Annotated in this window: 13 protein-coding genes; 7 read left to right on the top strand and 6 right to left on the bottom strand. The window is 43.6% G+C overall.

Annotation, left to right across the window (positions count from 1 at the left end; genetic code table 11):
• The first annotated feature begins 76 nt into the window (after window positions 1-76).
• Complete coding sequence (locus tag AACS00_RS09205; RefSeq protein WP_110167186.1) at window positions 77-808, top strand: hypothetical protein; 732 nt, start codon at window positions 77-79, stop codon at window positions 806-808.
• Window positions 729-1388 carry a hypothetical protein gene (locus AACS00_RS09200; RefSeq protein WP_072671081.1) on the top strand — a complete coding sequence of 220 codons (660 nt, stop codon included), beginning with the start codon at window positions 729-731 and terminating at the stop codon, window positions 1386-1388. The genes AACS00_RS09205 and AACS00_RS09200 overlap by 80 nt, the downstream gene beginning before the upstream one ends.
• 3 nt (window positions 1389-1391) lie before the next feature.
• Here AACS00_RS09200 and viaA read toward each other — a convergent pair whose 3' ends face one another.
• The gene (gene viaA / locus AACS00_RS09195; RefSeq protein ID WP_072671080.1) at window positions 1392-2834 is read right to left on the bottom strand and encodes an ATPase RavA stimulator ViaA; all 1443 of its coding nucleotides are present in this window, start codon (window positions 2832-2834) and stop codon (window positions 1392-1394) included.
• A 13-nt stretch (window positions 2835-2847) separates the two neighbouring features.
• Complete coding sequence (locus tag AACS00_RS09190; protein WP_110167185.1) at window positions 2848-4497, bottom strand: ATPase RavA domain-containing protein; 1650 nt, start codon at window positions 4495-4497, stop codon at window positions 2848-2850.
• 338 nt (window positions 4498-4835) lie between these two features.
• On the opposite strand from AACS00_RS09190, the gene AACS00_RS09185 reads away from it, so the two are divergent.
• Window positions 4836-5351, top strand: coding sequence for an NUDIX hydrolase (locus tag AACS00_RS09185; RefSeq protein WP_072671078.1), 516 nt, complete (start codon window positions 4836-4838; stop codon window positions 5349-5351).
• A gap of 119 nt (window positions 5352-5470) precedes the next feature.
• Entirely contained in the window at window positions 5471-6250 is a 780-nt protein-coding gene (locus AACS00_RS09180) for a TetR/AcrR family transcriptional regulator (RefSeq protein ID WP_072671077.1), read from the top strand.
• A 63-nt stretch (window positions 6251-6313) separates the two neighbouring features.
• Here the strand turns inward: AACS00_RS09180 and AACS00_RS09175 are convergent, their stop codons facing one another.
• Both AACS00_RS09175 and AACS00_RS09170 read right to left on the bottom strand, forming a co-directional pair.
• Complete coding sequence (locus AACS00_RS09175) at window positions 6314-7576, bottom strand: DEAD/DEAH box helicase (protein WP_110167184.1); 1263 nt, start codon at window positions 7574-7576, stop codon at window positions 6314-6316.
• 164 nt (window positions 7577-7740) lie between these two features.
• Window positions 7741-7872 (bottom strand): hypothetical protein, encoded by a 132-nt coding sequence (locus AACS00_RS09170; RefSeq protein WP_256593214.1) that lies wholly within the window; start codon window positions 7870-7872, stop codon window positions 7741-7743.
• 310 nt (window positions 7873-8182) lie between these two features.
• Between AACS00_RS09170 and AACS00_RS09165 the strand changes: the two genes are divergently transcribed.
• Window positions 8183-9388: an aromatic amino acid transport family protein gene (locus AACS00_RS09165; protein ID WP_110167183.1), complete on the top strand. Its 1206-nt coding sequence runs from the start codon at window positions 8183-8185 to the stop codon at window positions 9386-9388.
• Between the two features lie 231 nt (window positions 9389-9619).
• Window positions 9620-11044, top strand: coding sequence for a methyl-accepting chemotaxis protein (locus tag AACS00_RS09160; protein ID WP_110167182.1), 1425 nt, complete (start codon window positions 9620-9622; stop codon window positions 11042-11044).
• A 155-nt stretch (window positions 11045-11199) separates the two neighbouring features.
• Here AACS00_RS09160 and galE read toward each other — a convergent pair whose 3' ends face one another.
• Window positions 11200-12225, bottom strand: a complete 1026-nt coding sequence (gene galE, locus AACS00_RS09155; protein ID WP_110167181.1) for a UDP-glucose 4-epimerase GalE — start codon at window positions 12223-12225, stop codon at window positions 11200-11202.
• Window positions 12226-12476: 251 nt separating this feature from the next.
• Here galE and AACS00_RS09150 point away from each other — a divergent pair, with 251 nt between their 5' ends.
• Window positions 12477-13217, top strand: a complete 741-nt coding sequence (locus tag AACS00_RS09150; RefSeq protein WP_110167180.1) for a 5-oxoprolinase subunit PxpA — start codon at window positions 12477-12479, stop codon at window positions 13215-13217.
• Here AACS00_RS09150 and AACS00_RS09145 read toward each other — a convergent pair.
• A complete protein-coding gene (locus tag AACS00_RS09145) occupies window positions 13214-14680 on the bottom strand; it encodes an FAD-dependent oxidoreductase (RefSeq protein WP_110167179.1) in 1467 nt (488 codons plus the stop codon). The two genes, AACS00_RS09150 and AACS00_RS09145, sit on opposite strands and share 4 nt — an antisense overlap.
• Window positions 14681-14931 lie beyond the last annotated feature (251 nt).

Below are 14931 nucleotides of genomic sequence, written 5' to 3'. Positions count from 1 at the left end.
CAAGCCTACAACTCCCTATGCGACTGACATACAATAACGTTTCTTTTTACGTTATACAGAAGTCGGAGCAAGATAAGTGAGCGCAAAATATACCCATCTAGCCTGGCAACTCAACTGCGCAAGTGCAACGGAAAAACTGGTTTTATTACTGCTCGCCGACTGCGCGGATGATATGGGCTATGTCACGGTTAATTTAGAGCATATGGGCCCACTCTGCTGCTTATCTACCTTTGGTTTAGCCGAATGTTTACGTGCTTTATGTGAACAGCAACGGCTTGAAAAAATCAAAGTAGACTATCGTCATGGTCATGAGCTGCATATTTTCCAGATGCGGATTAGCGAAGAAGAGCGCCAATCGATAGCCATTAAATCACCTGCACCTGCACCTGCACAACAGGAAAACTTTCCCAATCTGCCAAAGCAAGCGTTACACTATCGCAATAACTCGTCTAATTTACTGCAAGGGAACGCAATCGCAACGCATGATTTGGATGAGAGTGAAATCCCCATGTGGGCAGAGCGTGCTTTTAAATTCTCTGGCATTAACAATGATCATCTATTAGTGTGGAAAAAGTTTGTTCTCTGGCACAAGTCTAAAGCCAGCGAGCTATTAACCGTCGCCCGATTAGAAAACAAACTCCAGTATTGGTTGACTAACGAGAAACTCAATGAAAGACAGCAAGCGAAAACCTCTGAACATTCAGGAAATCGAGAGCAAACTACGGGAAATGGGTATAAACCAAAGCTTAGCCCATCTGAGCGCTTCCGACAGCAGCTTATCCAAAAAGGAAAAAAGCCCACCTTCTGAGCCCATCGCAGTCGATAGTGTTCATCCTGAGGAGCCTTCCGACTGGTGCTTACATGTTTTTGGCTCGTTCTTGAGTGTTTATGAAACGCAATGGGAATATCAGTATGGCAGTTTGCCTACGGGTAAATTTATTGATTTCGCTGAATCGATAGATCCAAATAGTCTCAACCGAGTATTAAAGCATTGTCATGAACGTATTCAGTTGGGCAATAGCTGGCCACCACAAATGGGCGAGCTTTGGGTACTGCGTGATGCTCTTACTGCCGAAGAGCTACTCGACAGCCGGATCCGCGTACTCGCGCGCGAACCAGAAAATAACATTGAGAAATGGTTAGTTCAAAACAAGCTGTATGACTTAAAACGAGTGGCGGAAGCCAAGTTAGATCAACTGTTTAAAAAATATTATTTGGAAGCGAAAAGGCTTGAAGAAAAAGGGAAACTAGTGACTGAATTGCCCAACAACTTACTCCCGACCCATTCAGTGAAAAACGTCAATGATCTCAAACGGGAGGAGTATGAGCAGCAACACGGGAAAACGCTCAACCCACGTATCCAGCAGATCCTTAATAGCAAACGTTGATGGCTACCATTTCTTCACCAGTCTACCCAATAAATTAGGATGGTAATGCCAGCAGTGATCAAACATGGTCATCAGTTCGGGATTACCATGACGAGACAAGGTCAACGCATGGAAGCGGTTATGGCTGCGTTTTAAATCTTCAACCTGCAGCAAAATCGATTCGTTCTGCTTAGGCGCAATAAAGTCTGAAATCACCATCAGATCGGCATTTTTGTATCGCTCACCTTGCATCAAACTTATCGCTTTTTCTAACGCAGGTTGCAGATCAGTCCCGCCATGAAAGGTATAACTTAAAAAATCACTCGCTTCACGCAGACCATCTTGCCGCGTGAGCTCATAGACAATTGCTTGTGTTGAAAACAGCATCACAAAACAATCACGATCTTCGGCTAGCGCAATTTGCATCAAAGCGTAGGCCATCGCTTTGGCGCACTGCTCAGGAAAACCTTTCATTGAGCCTGATGCATCGATGGCAATAATAAACGGCCCTTTTTCTAATTCTAACTGCGCATGCTCGGCAGATTGAGCACGAACTTTACGCAGCGTGCGTGATTTACCTTGCATACGATAGTTCATTAAGCGCTTATCTATCAGATGCTTATAAAAAATCACTTCGAGTTCTGGATGACTCAAGAAAAGAATTTCATTCGGCAGTAACTTATTGAGATCATCACTAGGATGAATGCCAACAATGTCATCGGTCGCTTGATCAGATTTCTCTTCCACCACCTCAGGATGTTCATTTAGCGTTGGATTGAACGAAGGATCATCAATTTGACTGGCCATTCGTCCGAGTTGCTCTGCGATTTCTTGTAGCCCTTTATGTTTTTTGAGGAAGTCAGCGTGACGTTTCATGACGTTTAGATCGGTTCGACTTAACTTAGCGGCCGCCATATCCCATAAGCGTCCAACGTGATTTTCATCACCAGATTGGGTAACATCATCCATATTACGCAACGTTTCCATCCGCTGGTACAACTCGGCATAAGCCTGTTCTTTACTCGCTTCAAGCTCAATAATCTGCGCTTGTTTAATTTCTTCGCTTAAAGCTTTGTACCATTGGTCACAGAAAAAATGAGCAAACATCGGATTTTTCAGTGCATTGTTATCTTCCATTAATTGACGAGCTTTCAGATAAAAAGACGACATCCCTTCTAACTGCTTGACCAGTTCCGGTAGTTTGCTGAAAAAGGTTTCTTCATCCCAATGAATCACTTGTTGGTAAAGTGCCATTTCAGTTTGAAAATGCTCACTCTCTGTGACTTGGGTAATCTGTTGTTTAACTTGACTATGCCACTTCGCTAAATGATTTTTTACCGACGCACGAATACCATCATTTTCAACCATCATCATTTGTGAACGCGCCAATAGATCATTGACGGCGGTTTCAATAATGCCAGATTCCGCGATGGCTAAAACGATATTCAAGCTGTCTGCACCGAGCATAATCAGACCTCAATTAACTAAAAAAATCACTTAACTGCCTAAAACGCTGAACGGTTTTCTCAAACTCACTGTGCGTCTCTTCTAATTGCTGCTGTAACTCATGCAATATCGACTGCATCGCCACAGGCAGCTCGGGATCAATAAAGTTATGTGGTAACGCACTATGAAAATCTGAACGCACTTGACGTAAATGATGCTCCGTTTGCTTGAGTTGTGCCAACGCCTGTTCCGCTTGTTGTAACCAAAGTTGATACTGTTGCTCATCTAACCCTTGCTTAGTCACCAACGCTAACAATACGGAGCGATTGGCAATATCTTTGATAACTAACTTCCCTTGTCCATCCAATTCGATCCGTAACCGGAATACATTCGGATTGTGGTTAACGTAACCGTAAATCTCTCCCTGTCCTTGTTTAATCGCCTTTTGCAGCTCAGGCTTACTAAGGTAAATCCATCGACTATCGCCTTTTTCTGCTTCAGCAACCGATAAATTGTTTTGCAGCAATACCAGTTTAACGAGATTCTTTGTTTGCCCCACTTGATAAAGTTTAGCTTGGCTGAGATCGTATTGATGAAATTGTTTTTTTCTTAAGCCATTGGTGGTTTCTAGTGACGGCTCCATGGCTAATTCACTTTCTAACGCCTGCTGAATGGACGTCAATTCAATACGACAGCGGTCAATTTGTTGCTCAACCTGAGATTGATCAAATGCCTCACGTAACGCAAACTCACGAGTCACTCGATACACCAATTCACGAGACTCGGGGCTGTTCCATAAGCAATCTTGTAATAACAGTAAATCCAGCGGACTGATCTGATCTCGTCCATTAAAAAAAGCAGACGCTTTCAATAACTTCACCGACTTTTTCCAACGACGATCAGAAACATAAACATCATCGGCCGGTAAACCACTCTCTTGCGCCGCTTGTTCTAATTGCGCTTTTAACAGATAGAGTTTTTCAAACAGCGGGTCGGTTAACGTCAGCTTATCTAACTCACTTAACCATTGATGATATTCTTGATCGGTGATTGCCAGTCCATCCGGAATTTTCGCTTCTTGTGGCGTGCCTACCGTTAACATCGATTTAAAGTTCTGTTTATTTTGAATACGGTTAACAAAAACACGTACCAACATACGGTCGTACAAAGCATCAAGACCACTCTCTTCATCAGGTAATTCATTGGAAGCCGAAATCAACAAACGCATCGGAACACGTTCAATATCACTGCCATTTTTAAACGTCTTCTCGTTAACGACCGTCAGCAATGTATTAAGAATCGCCGGTCCTGCTTTCCATATTTCATCCAAAAAAACCACTTGTGCCGTCGGTAAGTAGCCATCCGTTAGGCGTAGATAGCGACCATTATCTTTCAATTCTTGAATACTTAATGGGCCAAAAACCTCTTCAGGGGTAGAAAATCGAGTCATCAAGTACTCAAAATAGCTACTGCTCTCAAAAGCTTGGATAAGACGTTTGGCAATTAAACTTTTTGCAATCCCGGGAGGGCCGAGTAAAAAAACACTTTCACCCGTCAGGGCTGCGAGCAAACAGAGCTTAATCGTACTTTCACGCTCATACACGCCATCAGCCAATGCTTTGGCTAATTTATTAATTCTTTCTGCCAGTAACGCTTTTTGTGCATGAGAAGAAGGGGAAATCATAGAAACGCTCCGTAGCTGGCTGAGGGTACAGCGGGATTTATACATTCGTTATTAATTTGTTACAAGTTGTATTTTAAACTCGGGCCTGCCTTATACCAGATCTCAATCGTGAGAAAAGGATTGAGATCAAAGTTTGCAGAATTACCTCCCAAGCTATTGATGACTCAATAACAAACTCGTAGAAACGTCACGTCTGAGCCTCAATTGAGTTGGGGTATCCTATTAAATGGGGTAAGGTTAGTCGCTTAACGATAACCGCCCTCTGTTGATACCTTATTGCTTTTATTCATCGCTGACTGCCTCGGCATTTCAACAGATAAAAAATAGATTATTAGTCCATGATAAAAACCATACACCACTGGAAAAACATTGCACTGGTTGAAGAAACCATTATCTATCCAAACGGACAAACCTTGGTCCATACCACCATCAAACACCCGGGTGCAGCGGTTATATTGCCAATAACAACCGATAAACGAGTGATCGTTATTCGTCAATTCAGACCTTCGTTAAAAAAATGGTTACTCGAATTACCGGCAGGGACCATCGAAAATAATGAAACAGCACTTGAATGTGCACAACGTGAGCTAGAGGAAGAGACTGGCTACAGTGGCGAACAATTTTTTGAATTAGGCCAAGTAACGCCGATGGCCGGATTTTGTGACGAAATACAATATCTATTTGTCGCCAAACAACTAACGAAAACTCAACGCTTTCAGTGTGATGATGATGAACTGATAGAGGTATTAAGCCTAACGATTGAAGAGCTCGAACAGTACATTATTGATGGCGATATCAGCGATGCAAAAACCATCGCTTGCTTAAGTAAAGCCAAACTCTGCGGTTATTTATGAACCTTCGCATCAATTAAGGCGAGGTTTTGTGCATTCAATCTCTCCATGCGCCAGTTATCCGTGAAACTCTGCGGTAGATCTGGTAAAACATCACAGTAATCAATCAATGAAGAAGTGACATGACGGAAAAACGACAAGGGCGGCGCAGTGCTGAAGATGCACTGAACACTCGCTATCATATCCTCAAAGTTGCAGCACAACTGTTTTGTGATTTCGGTTATGCACGAGTCTCCTTGCGTAACATCAGTGACAAAGCGGGGGTATCACACAGTTTGATTCGTCATCATTTCGGTAGTAAAGAGAAAATCTGGCACAGCATTAGTGACGGCCTGCATCTGTATGTTGAGCATTATATGCGTAGGGTTATCAAAGAGATCCCAGAATCCATGCCAGCTAACGTGAAAGTCTATCTGTTTATCATGCGCCTGCTGGCTCATGGATTGATTGTCAAGCAACCCATCCAATTGATTGCCGATGCTGTGCGTCAAGAAGATGCATTAATCGACTACTTTATGGATACTTCGGGTGAAATAGAACGATTAATTGAAGGTTTTGCCGAACAGTACAATCAGCAATGCCCTGAAGCACCGATCAAAATTTGGGAAGTAAAATGGCAGATGATCATGTACACCCACAGTGCGGCCAGTTTAACGCCTTTTCTTAAAGAAACATGGCGAGATGAAAAAGCGGACCTCGACCAGTGCTTACTCAACCACTGGCAACTGTTTAATGGGCTGATGATTCAAAAATACCGCATTACCGATGAGTATGTTTTATCTCCTCGTTCCGTCAAAGAGCTGGTCTATGATGTGCAGTATGATTGGCGAAAACAGTGCGCCCTCTCTCATCCATCGGAAAACCTCTCCACTGACGAAGACGCATCAGCGACAAAAGATTAAGCCAAGATCTAACACATACCCCTCCTAAAGGCTCACGCCTTTGAAGGAGGGTTATATGTTTAACTATCTTTTGCCACGTTTGGCGTGAATTTTCAGCTTAGCCTTTAATTGACGTTTCTCCGCAGAGCGGCTCAATCGCAGAGGAGGCGTATCGTCATAGCATTCTAATGGCGATGGTTCAAAACCTTTTAGCCACTCTTGTGGTAGGCGTTGATCCAACAATCGCTCAATCGCTTGCAATAGCGGCTCTTCTTGTGGGCTCATTAAAGAGACCGCCAAACCGGATTGCCCAGCCCGTCCGGTGCGACCGATGCGATGAACATAGTCTTCCGCTTTATAAGGTAGGTCGAAATTAACCACTTGCTCTAACTGGCAAATATCAATCCCGCGCGCGGCGACATCCGTGGCAATTAACGCCCGAATCTTACCAGCTTTAAAATCATCCAACGCCTTTTGTCGCGCGCCTTGGCTTTTATCACCATTGATCGAAGCCGCTTTGATCCCATCCAACTTCAGTTCTTGAGCTAAAGCATCACTCCCTTGCTTGGTCTTAGTAAAGACCAATACTTGCCGCCAGTTACGTGAACCGATCAAATATGCCAATAGCTCGCTTTTGCGTTTTTTATCAACCGGATAAACCATTTGTGACACTGTATCTGCTGTCGTATTCGCTGGTGTCACTTGTACCTCTATCGGCTCATGCATCATCCGATAAGCCAGTGCTTTAATTTTTTGATCAAAGGTGGCAGAAAAGAATAACGTTTGTCGTGCACGATTTAACTTACGTAAGACTCTTTGGATATCGGGCATAAAGCCCATATCCAGCATTCGATCCGCTTCATCCAACACCAAGGTTTGTACGTTGCCCAAATAAAGACTTTTTACATGTGCGTGATCCAAAAGCCGCCCAGGTGTGGCGATAAGTACATCAGCACCACCACGCAAATGCTGTTTTTGCACACTCATACTGGTGCCGCCATAAGCAACAACAATTTTTAACTCACTGCCTTTCGCGTAAGCAGTTAAACTGTCAAATACCTGCTGGGCAAGCTCACGCGTTGGCACCAACACCAAAGCACGAATATCCTTACTGCTCACATCAACATCAGTTTTCGATGCTGCCAAGCGCTGTAAAAGCGGTAAACCAAAGGCCGCCGTTTTACCTGTTCCGGTTTGTGCTCCAGCAAGGACATCGTGTCCTGCCAAAACGGGTGGGATGGCCTGAATTTGAATTTCTGTTGGCGTCTCAATACCTAACGCATTCAGGCTCTCAACTAAAGTAGGTGCAATACCCAAGTCTAAAAAGGTTTTGAAGGGTGAAGACATGCTACTTTCCTTTTAAAAATACAAGAAACGCCCAGCGTTCGACGCTGAGCGTAAAGAAAATCTGGGCGCGGATTGTAGCAAATAGTTATGGCTTTGGCTTTGCGAAAATGAGAATCGCCACCTATAGTGATCATTTTGCACGCAAATGGAAATCATGATGAGAACTAACAGAGTAAGGTAACGTCAGCCTCACTGGTGTCATAAGCCGTTGTATCGTAGTGACTCAATTCGCAACCAATTTCCAAAGCGTCCAATAGCTCTAAGCTATCATCGTTAATGTTTATCTGGTCTGTCATCCCGACCTCCTGTGTTATTACTGGAAAAGTGCATCACTTTTCCACTCCGTGTGGTGTTATACCGTACTTAACAAAAATAATAGCGACAACACATTTAGCACAGTCAGCGATGCATCACCAGTCAGATGCTAGCCAAAATTAAGTGTATAAATAAAATTACACTAATGAACTTAATTTTTTACAATCCCATTGACCTTATTGATTAATTTATTCAGAATAACCAAAAAACGTAAGCAGCGACCTAATTATTGTTTGACTGACCCCGTTGCATTCATTTAACCCTCAATAAACGTACAGATAAGTTTACAATATGATCAAATCAAAACTGTTAGGTAGTAGCTTAATTATTGCAGGAACGACGATTGGTGCAGGTATGCTTGCTCTGCCCTTAGCTTCTGCAGGGCTTGGATTTTCGACGGCATTACTGATTATGCTTGGTCTATGGGCCTTAATGGCCTTCACCGCATTATTGATGGTCGAAATCCATCAATACTCAAGTCAAGACGCCACGTTGCACACTCTCGCAAAAGAGATACTCGGCACAAAAGGCAAATGGATAGCGACCTTCGCGATGCTGTTCTTATTTTACTCGTTGTGTGCTGCTTATATCGCTGGAGGTGGTGGGCAGTTCACTCAACGAATCAGTGAATTTACTGGATTCAACATATCTGCGCCAACAGGAACTTTGCTGTTTACCGTTATTGTCGCAGCCGTAGTCACCATTGGTACAGCGACGGTCGATAAAGTTAACCGTTTATTGTTTGCCGGTAAAATCATTGCCATGATCATGGTACTGACGTTTCTTGCCCCTAATGTTACTGAGTCATACTTATTGAGTATGCCACTTGGACAGGGACTGATCATTGCTTCTATACCCGTAATTTTCACCTCGTTTGGTTTTCATGGCAGCATCCCCGCTATCGTCAACTATCTTGATGGACATACCCCATCACTGCGTAAAGCAATCGTCATTGGTTCGGCTATCCCACTGATCATTTATATTCTGTGGCAATTAGCCACACTCGGTGTCGTCAGCCAAGCTGAGCTGGTTCAAAATAGTGGTTTATCTGCCTTAATTGGCACATTAGCACGCAGTGCACACCAATCTGGCCTGGGGAGCATGATCGGTATCTTCGCAGATTTGGCTTTGCTGACTTCTTTCCTCGGCGTTAGCTTAGGTTTGTTTGAGTTTATGGGTGATACGCTACGTAAAAAAGGCGCTGGGATAAATCGTTTCGTCGCTTCTGTCGCCACTTTTACCCCCCCACTGTTGTTTGCTTTATTTTACCCACAGGGCTTTATTATGGCTCTAGGTTATGCGGCCATCGCTTTAGCGATTCTGGCGATATTTTTACCGATTGCTATGGTCGTGCGCGTCAGAAGCCAAGCCTCCTCATCTGAGTATTATCAAGTCATTGGCGGTAAGCCAGCCTTGATGATTACAGGGGTTATTGGCTTATTAATTGTTGCTGCCCAATTGATGATCACCATAGGTGCACTTCCCGCACTCGGCTAATCACTGCCATTCAAGCGCCCCGCTTTGAATTCTTTATGACCTTTCTCAAAGCCCGAATAAGAATCCTTATTCGGGCTTTTATATAAACGCTGAATATATCGATCTACCTCTCACTTCTGAAACATTGGTACATATATATTTCATAAATATATGGGATATTACACACTTTAATCGCTCAGATAGCCGTAAAATCGCTCAACCCCCACGCCATAGTGCTACACCGGAGAAGATATGAAACAAGTTCCATTCAGGATGATTGATCGTGTATTCATCAAAATATCCATCAACGATAAGATGTGGGCCGTGTTTGCGCTCTTTTTTATCACACTTAGCGCCCTAGCTGGCGCTCGTTATATGTACACCATCGCTAACTTTGAAACTCAAGCAAAACAAGCCGTAGAGTACAAATTACAAGGGATTATCAGTCAAAATGACATTACCTTGATCCCAGGGTTAGAATCTCGCGCCGCTTTGCAAGATACGCAGTATCAACAAGGTCGAGTTATGGCGACAGCTCAAAGCAAGAATGGGCAGGTCTATCGTTTAACGGAAGATTTCTCTCGTCAAGAGCAGCAAATGCGCTCTGCCGCTTTCAAGGTGCTTTTATTCAGTTACTTGTGGGTTCTTCCGTTCGGTCTTCTTTGTTATTGGATTGCAACTTTCTTAGGTGGAGCTCTATGGGATCTTTACACTACGACGCAAAAAATTGCGAAAGGTGATCTTACTTCTCGATTAGGTTTTCATCCCGGGCGTGATGAGTTTGGTACCATTGGCTGCGCACTAGATAAAGCCATGGATACCTTGACTGAATTAGTCGTCACAGTCAAAAACAACTCAGCGACACTGACCGACACCTCAAAAGTGTTCGCTGGTGAAATGAAAGAGAGTGAAAAACAAATTCATAATCAGTACGCGTCGCTAGATTCTGTTGCCACCGCAATGGAGCAAATGACAGCCTCCGCTCAAGAAGTATCGAGCATTTCACGTCAAGCGACTCAACAAGCAGAGCAGGATGCGAAACAAGTCGAGATTGGTCATCGTCGAGTCACTCAAGCGATCAACGAAATTGAACAATTATCACGATTTATCGGTCAAACATCCTCATCGGTGACAACCTTAAATGAAAATGCGATCAAGATTAATGAAGTGATCACCACCATCAACGCTATCTCTGAACAAACTAACCTACTGGCACTCAATGCCGCGATTGAAGCCGCGCGAGCAGGTGAACAAGGTCGAGGATTTGCTGTCGTTGCTGACGAAGTTCGCACTCTCGCTAGCCGTACACAATCAGCCACTATTGATATTCAATCGATGATTGAAAAACTGCAAAGTGAAAGCCGTACGATAGCAAAAATGACCGAACAAACGGTGAGCCAAGCACAAAGTAGCAGCAGCTTAGTAATGGAAATTGGCCAAGATATTGAAAAAATCGCTCATTCGGCACGGATGATCAATGATATGAGTGTGCAAATATCAACGTCTGCAGAAGAACAAAGTTCAGTCGCTAATGATATCGCATCAGAATTGAGCGATATCCGTAGTCAGTCCAATACCATTCGCCGAGTCGCAGAAAAATCCTCGTCTGGGATTAATGAAATCAGTCAAGCGACACAAAATCTTAGTCAGATATTGAGCCGCTACCAAACAAATTAATCCACAGTCTTCCCCTCTCGACTTGAGACGAGAATTGATTTGTTAAAAAGCCAGTCAAACTCATGTGACTGGCTTTTTTATTGATAACCATTTGTTGATGACCAATAACGACTAACCATCACTCAAAATAAGTAATGGTTAGTCAGGTTGTTCAATTATATCGTTTCGCTATCTGGATAACCTTGAGGATTTTGTGATTGCCAACGCCAAGTATCTTGTGCCATCTCTTGTAGGGTGCGTGTCGCTTGCCAATTAAGTTCTTTCTGAGCTTTCGTTGGATCAGCCCAACATTCGGCAATATCACCAGGGCGTCTTGCCACTAACTGATACGGTATTTGACACTGATTAGCGGCTTCAAAGGCTTTGACCATTTCTAATACGCTGTACCCCTGACCTGTGCCTAAGTTATAGATATGCAGCCCTGACTGAACACCCACTTTTTGTAGCGCCGCAATATGCCCATCAGCCAAATCCATGACATGAATATAATCTCGTACGCCAGTACCATCTTTGGTGGGATAATCACTGCCAAAAATAGACAAGCATTCGCGCCGCCCGACTGCAACTTGAGAAATGAACGGCATTAAATTATTCGGAATGCCTTGCGGGTCTTCACCAAGCTCTCCCGATGGATGCGAGCCAACCGGATTGAAATAACGCAACAGCGTGATGCTCCAATCTGGATTAGCACGTTGAAAATCATGTAGACACTCTTCGACCATCAATTTACTACGCCCATAGGGGTTGGTCGCACTGGTCGGAAACAGTTCAGTGATTGGCACACTAGCAGGATCGCCATATACGGTCGCAGAAGAACTGAATATTAATGATCTTACCCCCATTTCACGCATCGCAGAAACGAGCACTAAAGTACCATTAACATTGTTATCGTAGTATTCAAGCGGCTTTTGTACTGATTCACCGACGGCCTTTAAACCAGCAAAATGAATCACCGATTCGATTGCATGTTCGGCCATGATACTCATTAACCGCGCTTTATCACGAATATCACCATGAATAAAAACGGGACGACAACCTGATATTTTCTCAATTCTATCCAATACCGAGGCTTTACTATTATATAAGTTATCAACAATAACTGGCGTCATGCCCGCTTGAATCATTTGGATACAAGTATGACTACCGATATAGCCCATTCCTCCGGTGACTAACACTTTCATACCTAGCTACCTTTGTTCGTTAATTTGTGCATCTTAGTTATCCGTTTGAGTCATCGATTCGATTGCAGCACGATTGACCACGTTCATAAACCTATTCTATCGTTAAGTTGTTTCAAAATACCAATAAAGAATCCAAGAAAAAAACTGTCATCGTGTTGATCTTATCCTATAAGATAATGATAAATGGACTTAAACAATGACTAATATTCAACGCCAGATAAGTAAGGGATAACCAATAAGGATCACCCTCTGTGAGTACAACACGAACGATCAAACTAAATTGTGATATGGGCCAAGGCTTTGGTGTATGGAGAATGGGGACAGACGAAGAAATTATGCCTCATATCGATATGGCTAACATCGCTTGTGGTTTCCATGCTGCTGATCCACATATCATTAGTAAAACCATTGACTTAGCACTACAAAACGACGTCATGATTGGTGCTCATCCTGGCTATCCTGATAAACAAGGCTTTGGTCAACGCTCCTTCGCCATGTCGGATGAAGAGATATGCGATATTGTGATTTATCAAGTTGGTGCGCTCAAGGCCTTGTGTGAGAGCAAAAATGCCGAGTTAAGCTATGTCAAACCCCATGGCGCGTTATACCGTGACATGATGAAGGATAAAAATATTTTCCGTTCAGTGGTTGATGCTGTCTCTTGTTTTAATCTTCCCCTGATGATCTTAGCCTCGCCGAATAACCAAGATTATCTCGATTTGGCGGATCGTTTTGATGTACCACTCTTATTTGAAGCTTTTGCCGATAGAACGTATCTGGCTAACGGGCAGTTAACGCCCGATACATCAGCAAATGGCAGATTACGCAATGAAGAGGCGATAGTAAACCAAGTCAAACAAATCACTCGTTATGGAAAAGTAACCAGTGCAGACGGTTTTATTTTGGCGATTGAAGCGGATACGTTATGCATCGATCCAAACCATCCTAGAGCGGTTGAGTTAATCAACCGCATTAGAGAACAGTGGTGTTAATACCTTGAGCTAACCACTTTAGCTAACGCTATCGGATAACCACGTTGTTCCGCTAATTGGATGGCTTTTTGCTCAATTTGTTGCTCACTAAAACTCAAGCATACTGGATGCTGCTGTTCAATGGATAATCCCGCATCAACGTCGGCTAATTGCCAAGTCGCAACGAGCTTTCTCGCAGCTTCCAAGGCCGATGAGCCTTTTACAACCTCAATGCGAGCATACTGGTTGGCCTCAAACGTAACATCTGCGGCTCGCAATGATGCATCTTCCCCAGGGATCTGCTGAGCACCGAATAACGGACTACCACCAATCTCTGCACAAGCAAATTCGGGTACAAATTGGCTCATGTGCTTAATCGCTCTCAAAGTCCGTTCACTTAGCGCCTGGTTTGACCAGCCTTGAGTGAGCTTCTGCTGCAGATAAGTAGGCAAACAAGGTTGTGAAGACTCCGGTGTTGAAGACACCAAACCATCATCAAACAACGTAATATCTTGCGTCATACCATGCAATTGGAAAACACCATCCGCATAAGGAGTGAGCTGAGCCATTCCTTGTGGTGTTCCTCTCGGGCCATGGAAAATCACCTCAGGCCACTCTTGATGACAACGCGGCCAATGAGTGACAAAGGCTGCTTTAAACTCAACCAGACGCTGACGAGGATGATGAGTTAAGTCATCAATTTTACCGGTTTCGTAACCGCAGGCATTAATTAAATAGTCACACTGTAACTGATGTGAATGGCCATCACGATCTTGGTAAGTCAACTGCCACTGCTGTTCAGCAAAATGAGTGTCAATCAGCGTTGCTTGAGTCAGTATCTGACAATTCGGTAACGCTTCTAAGGTTAAGTGTGCGCTGGCCGCTAATCGAAAGACGCTCCAACCATACTCTTGCACCGCAACAACCGGATATTTAAGCTGCGATAAATCCGTATGTTGAGCAAAAGGGATTAACCAATCGTCGAAACTAATGGGTACTTTCGGTTGAGATCTCAATGCCAGACGTTCAAGTTCATCTTGTTGATAAAGACGAAAATAGTCACTGGGCTCACCGAGTATTTTATTTTGCGAATCTTCGACGACAAGTTGCTGATAGGCAGAACGAATAACGTCTAACCTCGGTAATATTTCCTCTGCCGAACCAGGATCGCTGTGTGGAATAGCGATCACTGTTGGTCGCCGGTTTAAAGTGTGTGGATAAAGCCTTACGGTTTCTATCGATTGACGCAGTAATTCGATGCACTGCTGCTGAGAGATTTCTCGATATAAATTACCTCCCGCATGAAGATGACAAATCGGCGGTCCATTGACTAGACCAGCGCTCTTTTCCAACAAGGTCACCTTTAGGCTAAGTTCACTCAGATGCACCGCGGCGGTGGCACCGGCGACCCCTCCACCAATAATGGCAATACTCGGGGCCTGTATTTCTGGTTTAGTAAGTAACATTTCACTGCCGTTGGTCATTACGTTGCTGCCTATTCTAAAACGTGTAAAAGGTTATGAAAATCACATTTTTCACAAGGTCTTATCGATGTTATACCCAAATGGGTCTCACTCTCACCATAACAGACTCACCGATCATCGCTGAAAGCCATGCGTGATGAGAGCATCCCAAAATGCACACTGGATCACGGCGGTTTAATGTAACGTGGCACCGTTATCAACGATATAAAATTTATCAAAAAAGCCTTGACTAATTATCCGCTTATCTCCAA

The sequence above is a fragment of the Vibrio sp. 11986-1-5 genome (assembly GCF_963878025.1).
GTDB lineage: Bacteria > Pseudomonadota > Gammaproteobacteria > Enterobacterales > Vibrionaceae > Vibrio > Vibrio injensis.
Note: the sequence above shows the minus strand (reverse complement) of the source record. Positions and strands in the feature narration are given on the sequence as shown.

Excerpts from the sequence above, each read along its gene's own strand:
- viaA (WP_072671080.1), bottom strand. The coding sequence starts at position 2,834 with ATGCTCGGTGCAGACAGCTTGAATATCGTTTTAGCCATCGCGGAATCT.
- AACS00_RS09180 (WP_072671077.1), top strand. The coding sequence starts at position 5,471 with ATGACGGAAAAACGACAAGGGCGGCGCAGTGCTGAAGATGCACTGAAC.
- AACS00_RS09200 (WP_072671081.1), top strand. The coding sequence starts at position 729 with ATGGGTATAAACCAAAGCTTAGCCCATCTGAGCGCTTCCGACAGCAGC.
- AACS00_RS09175 (WP_110167184.1), bottom strand. The coding sequence starts at position 7,576 with ATGTCTTCACCCTTCAAAACCTTTTTAGACTTGGGTATTGCACCTACT.
- AACS00_RS09190 (WP_110167185.1), bottom strand. The coding sequence starts at position 4,497 with ATGATTTCCCCTTCTTCTCATGCACAAAAAGCGTTACTGGCAGAAAGA.
- galE (WP_110167181.1), bottom strand. The coding sequence starts at position 12,225 with ATGAAAGTGTTAGTCACCGGAGGAATGGGCTATATCGGTAGTCATACT.
- AACS00_RS09145 (WP_110167179.1), bottom strand. The coding sequence starts at position 14,680 with ATGACCAACGGCAGTGAAATGTTACTTACTAAACCAGAAATACAGGCC.
- AACS00_RS09185 (WP_072671078.1), top strand. The coding sequence starts at position 4,836 with ATGATAAAAACCATACACCACTGGAAAAACATTGCACTGGTTGAAGAA.
- AACS00_RS09170 (WP_256593214.1), bottom strand. The coding sequence starts at position 7,872 with ATGACAGACCAGATAAACATTAACGATGATAGCTTAGAGCTATTGGAC.
- AACS00_RS09165 (WP_110167183.1), top strand. The coding sequence starts at position 8,183 with ATGATCAAATCAAAACTGTTAGGTAGTAGCTTAATTATTGCAGGAACG.
- AACS00_RS09160 (WP_110167182.1), top strand. The coding sequence starts at position 9,620 with ATGAAACAAGTTCCATTCAGGATGATTGATCGTGTATTCATCAAAATA.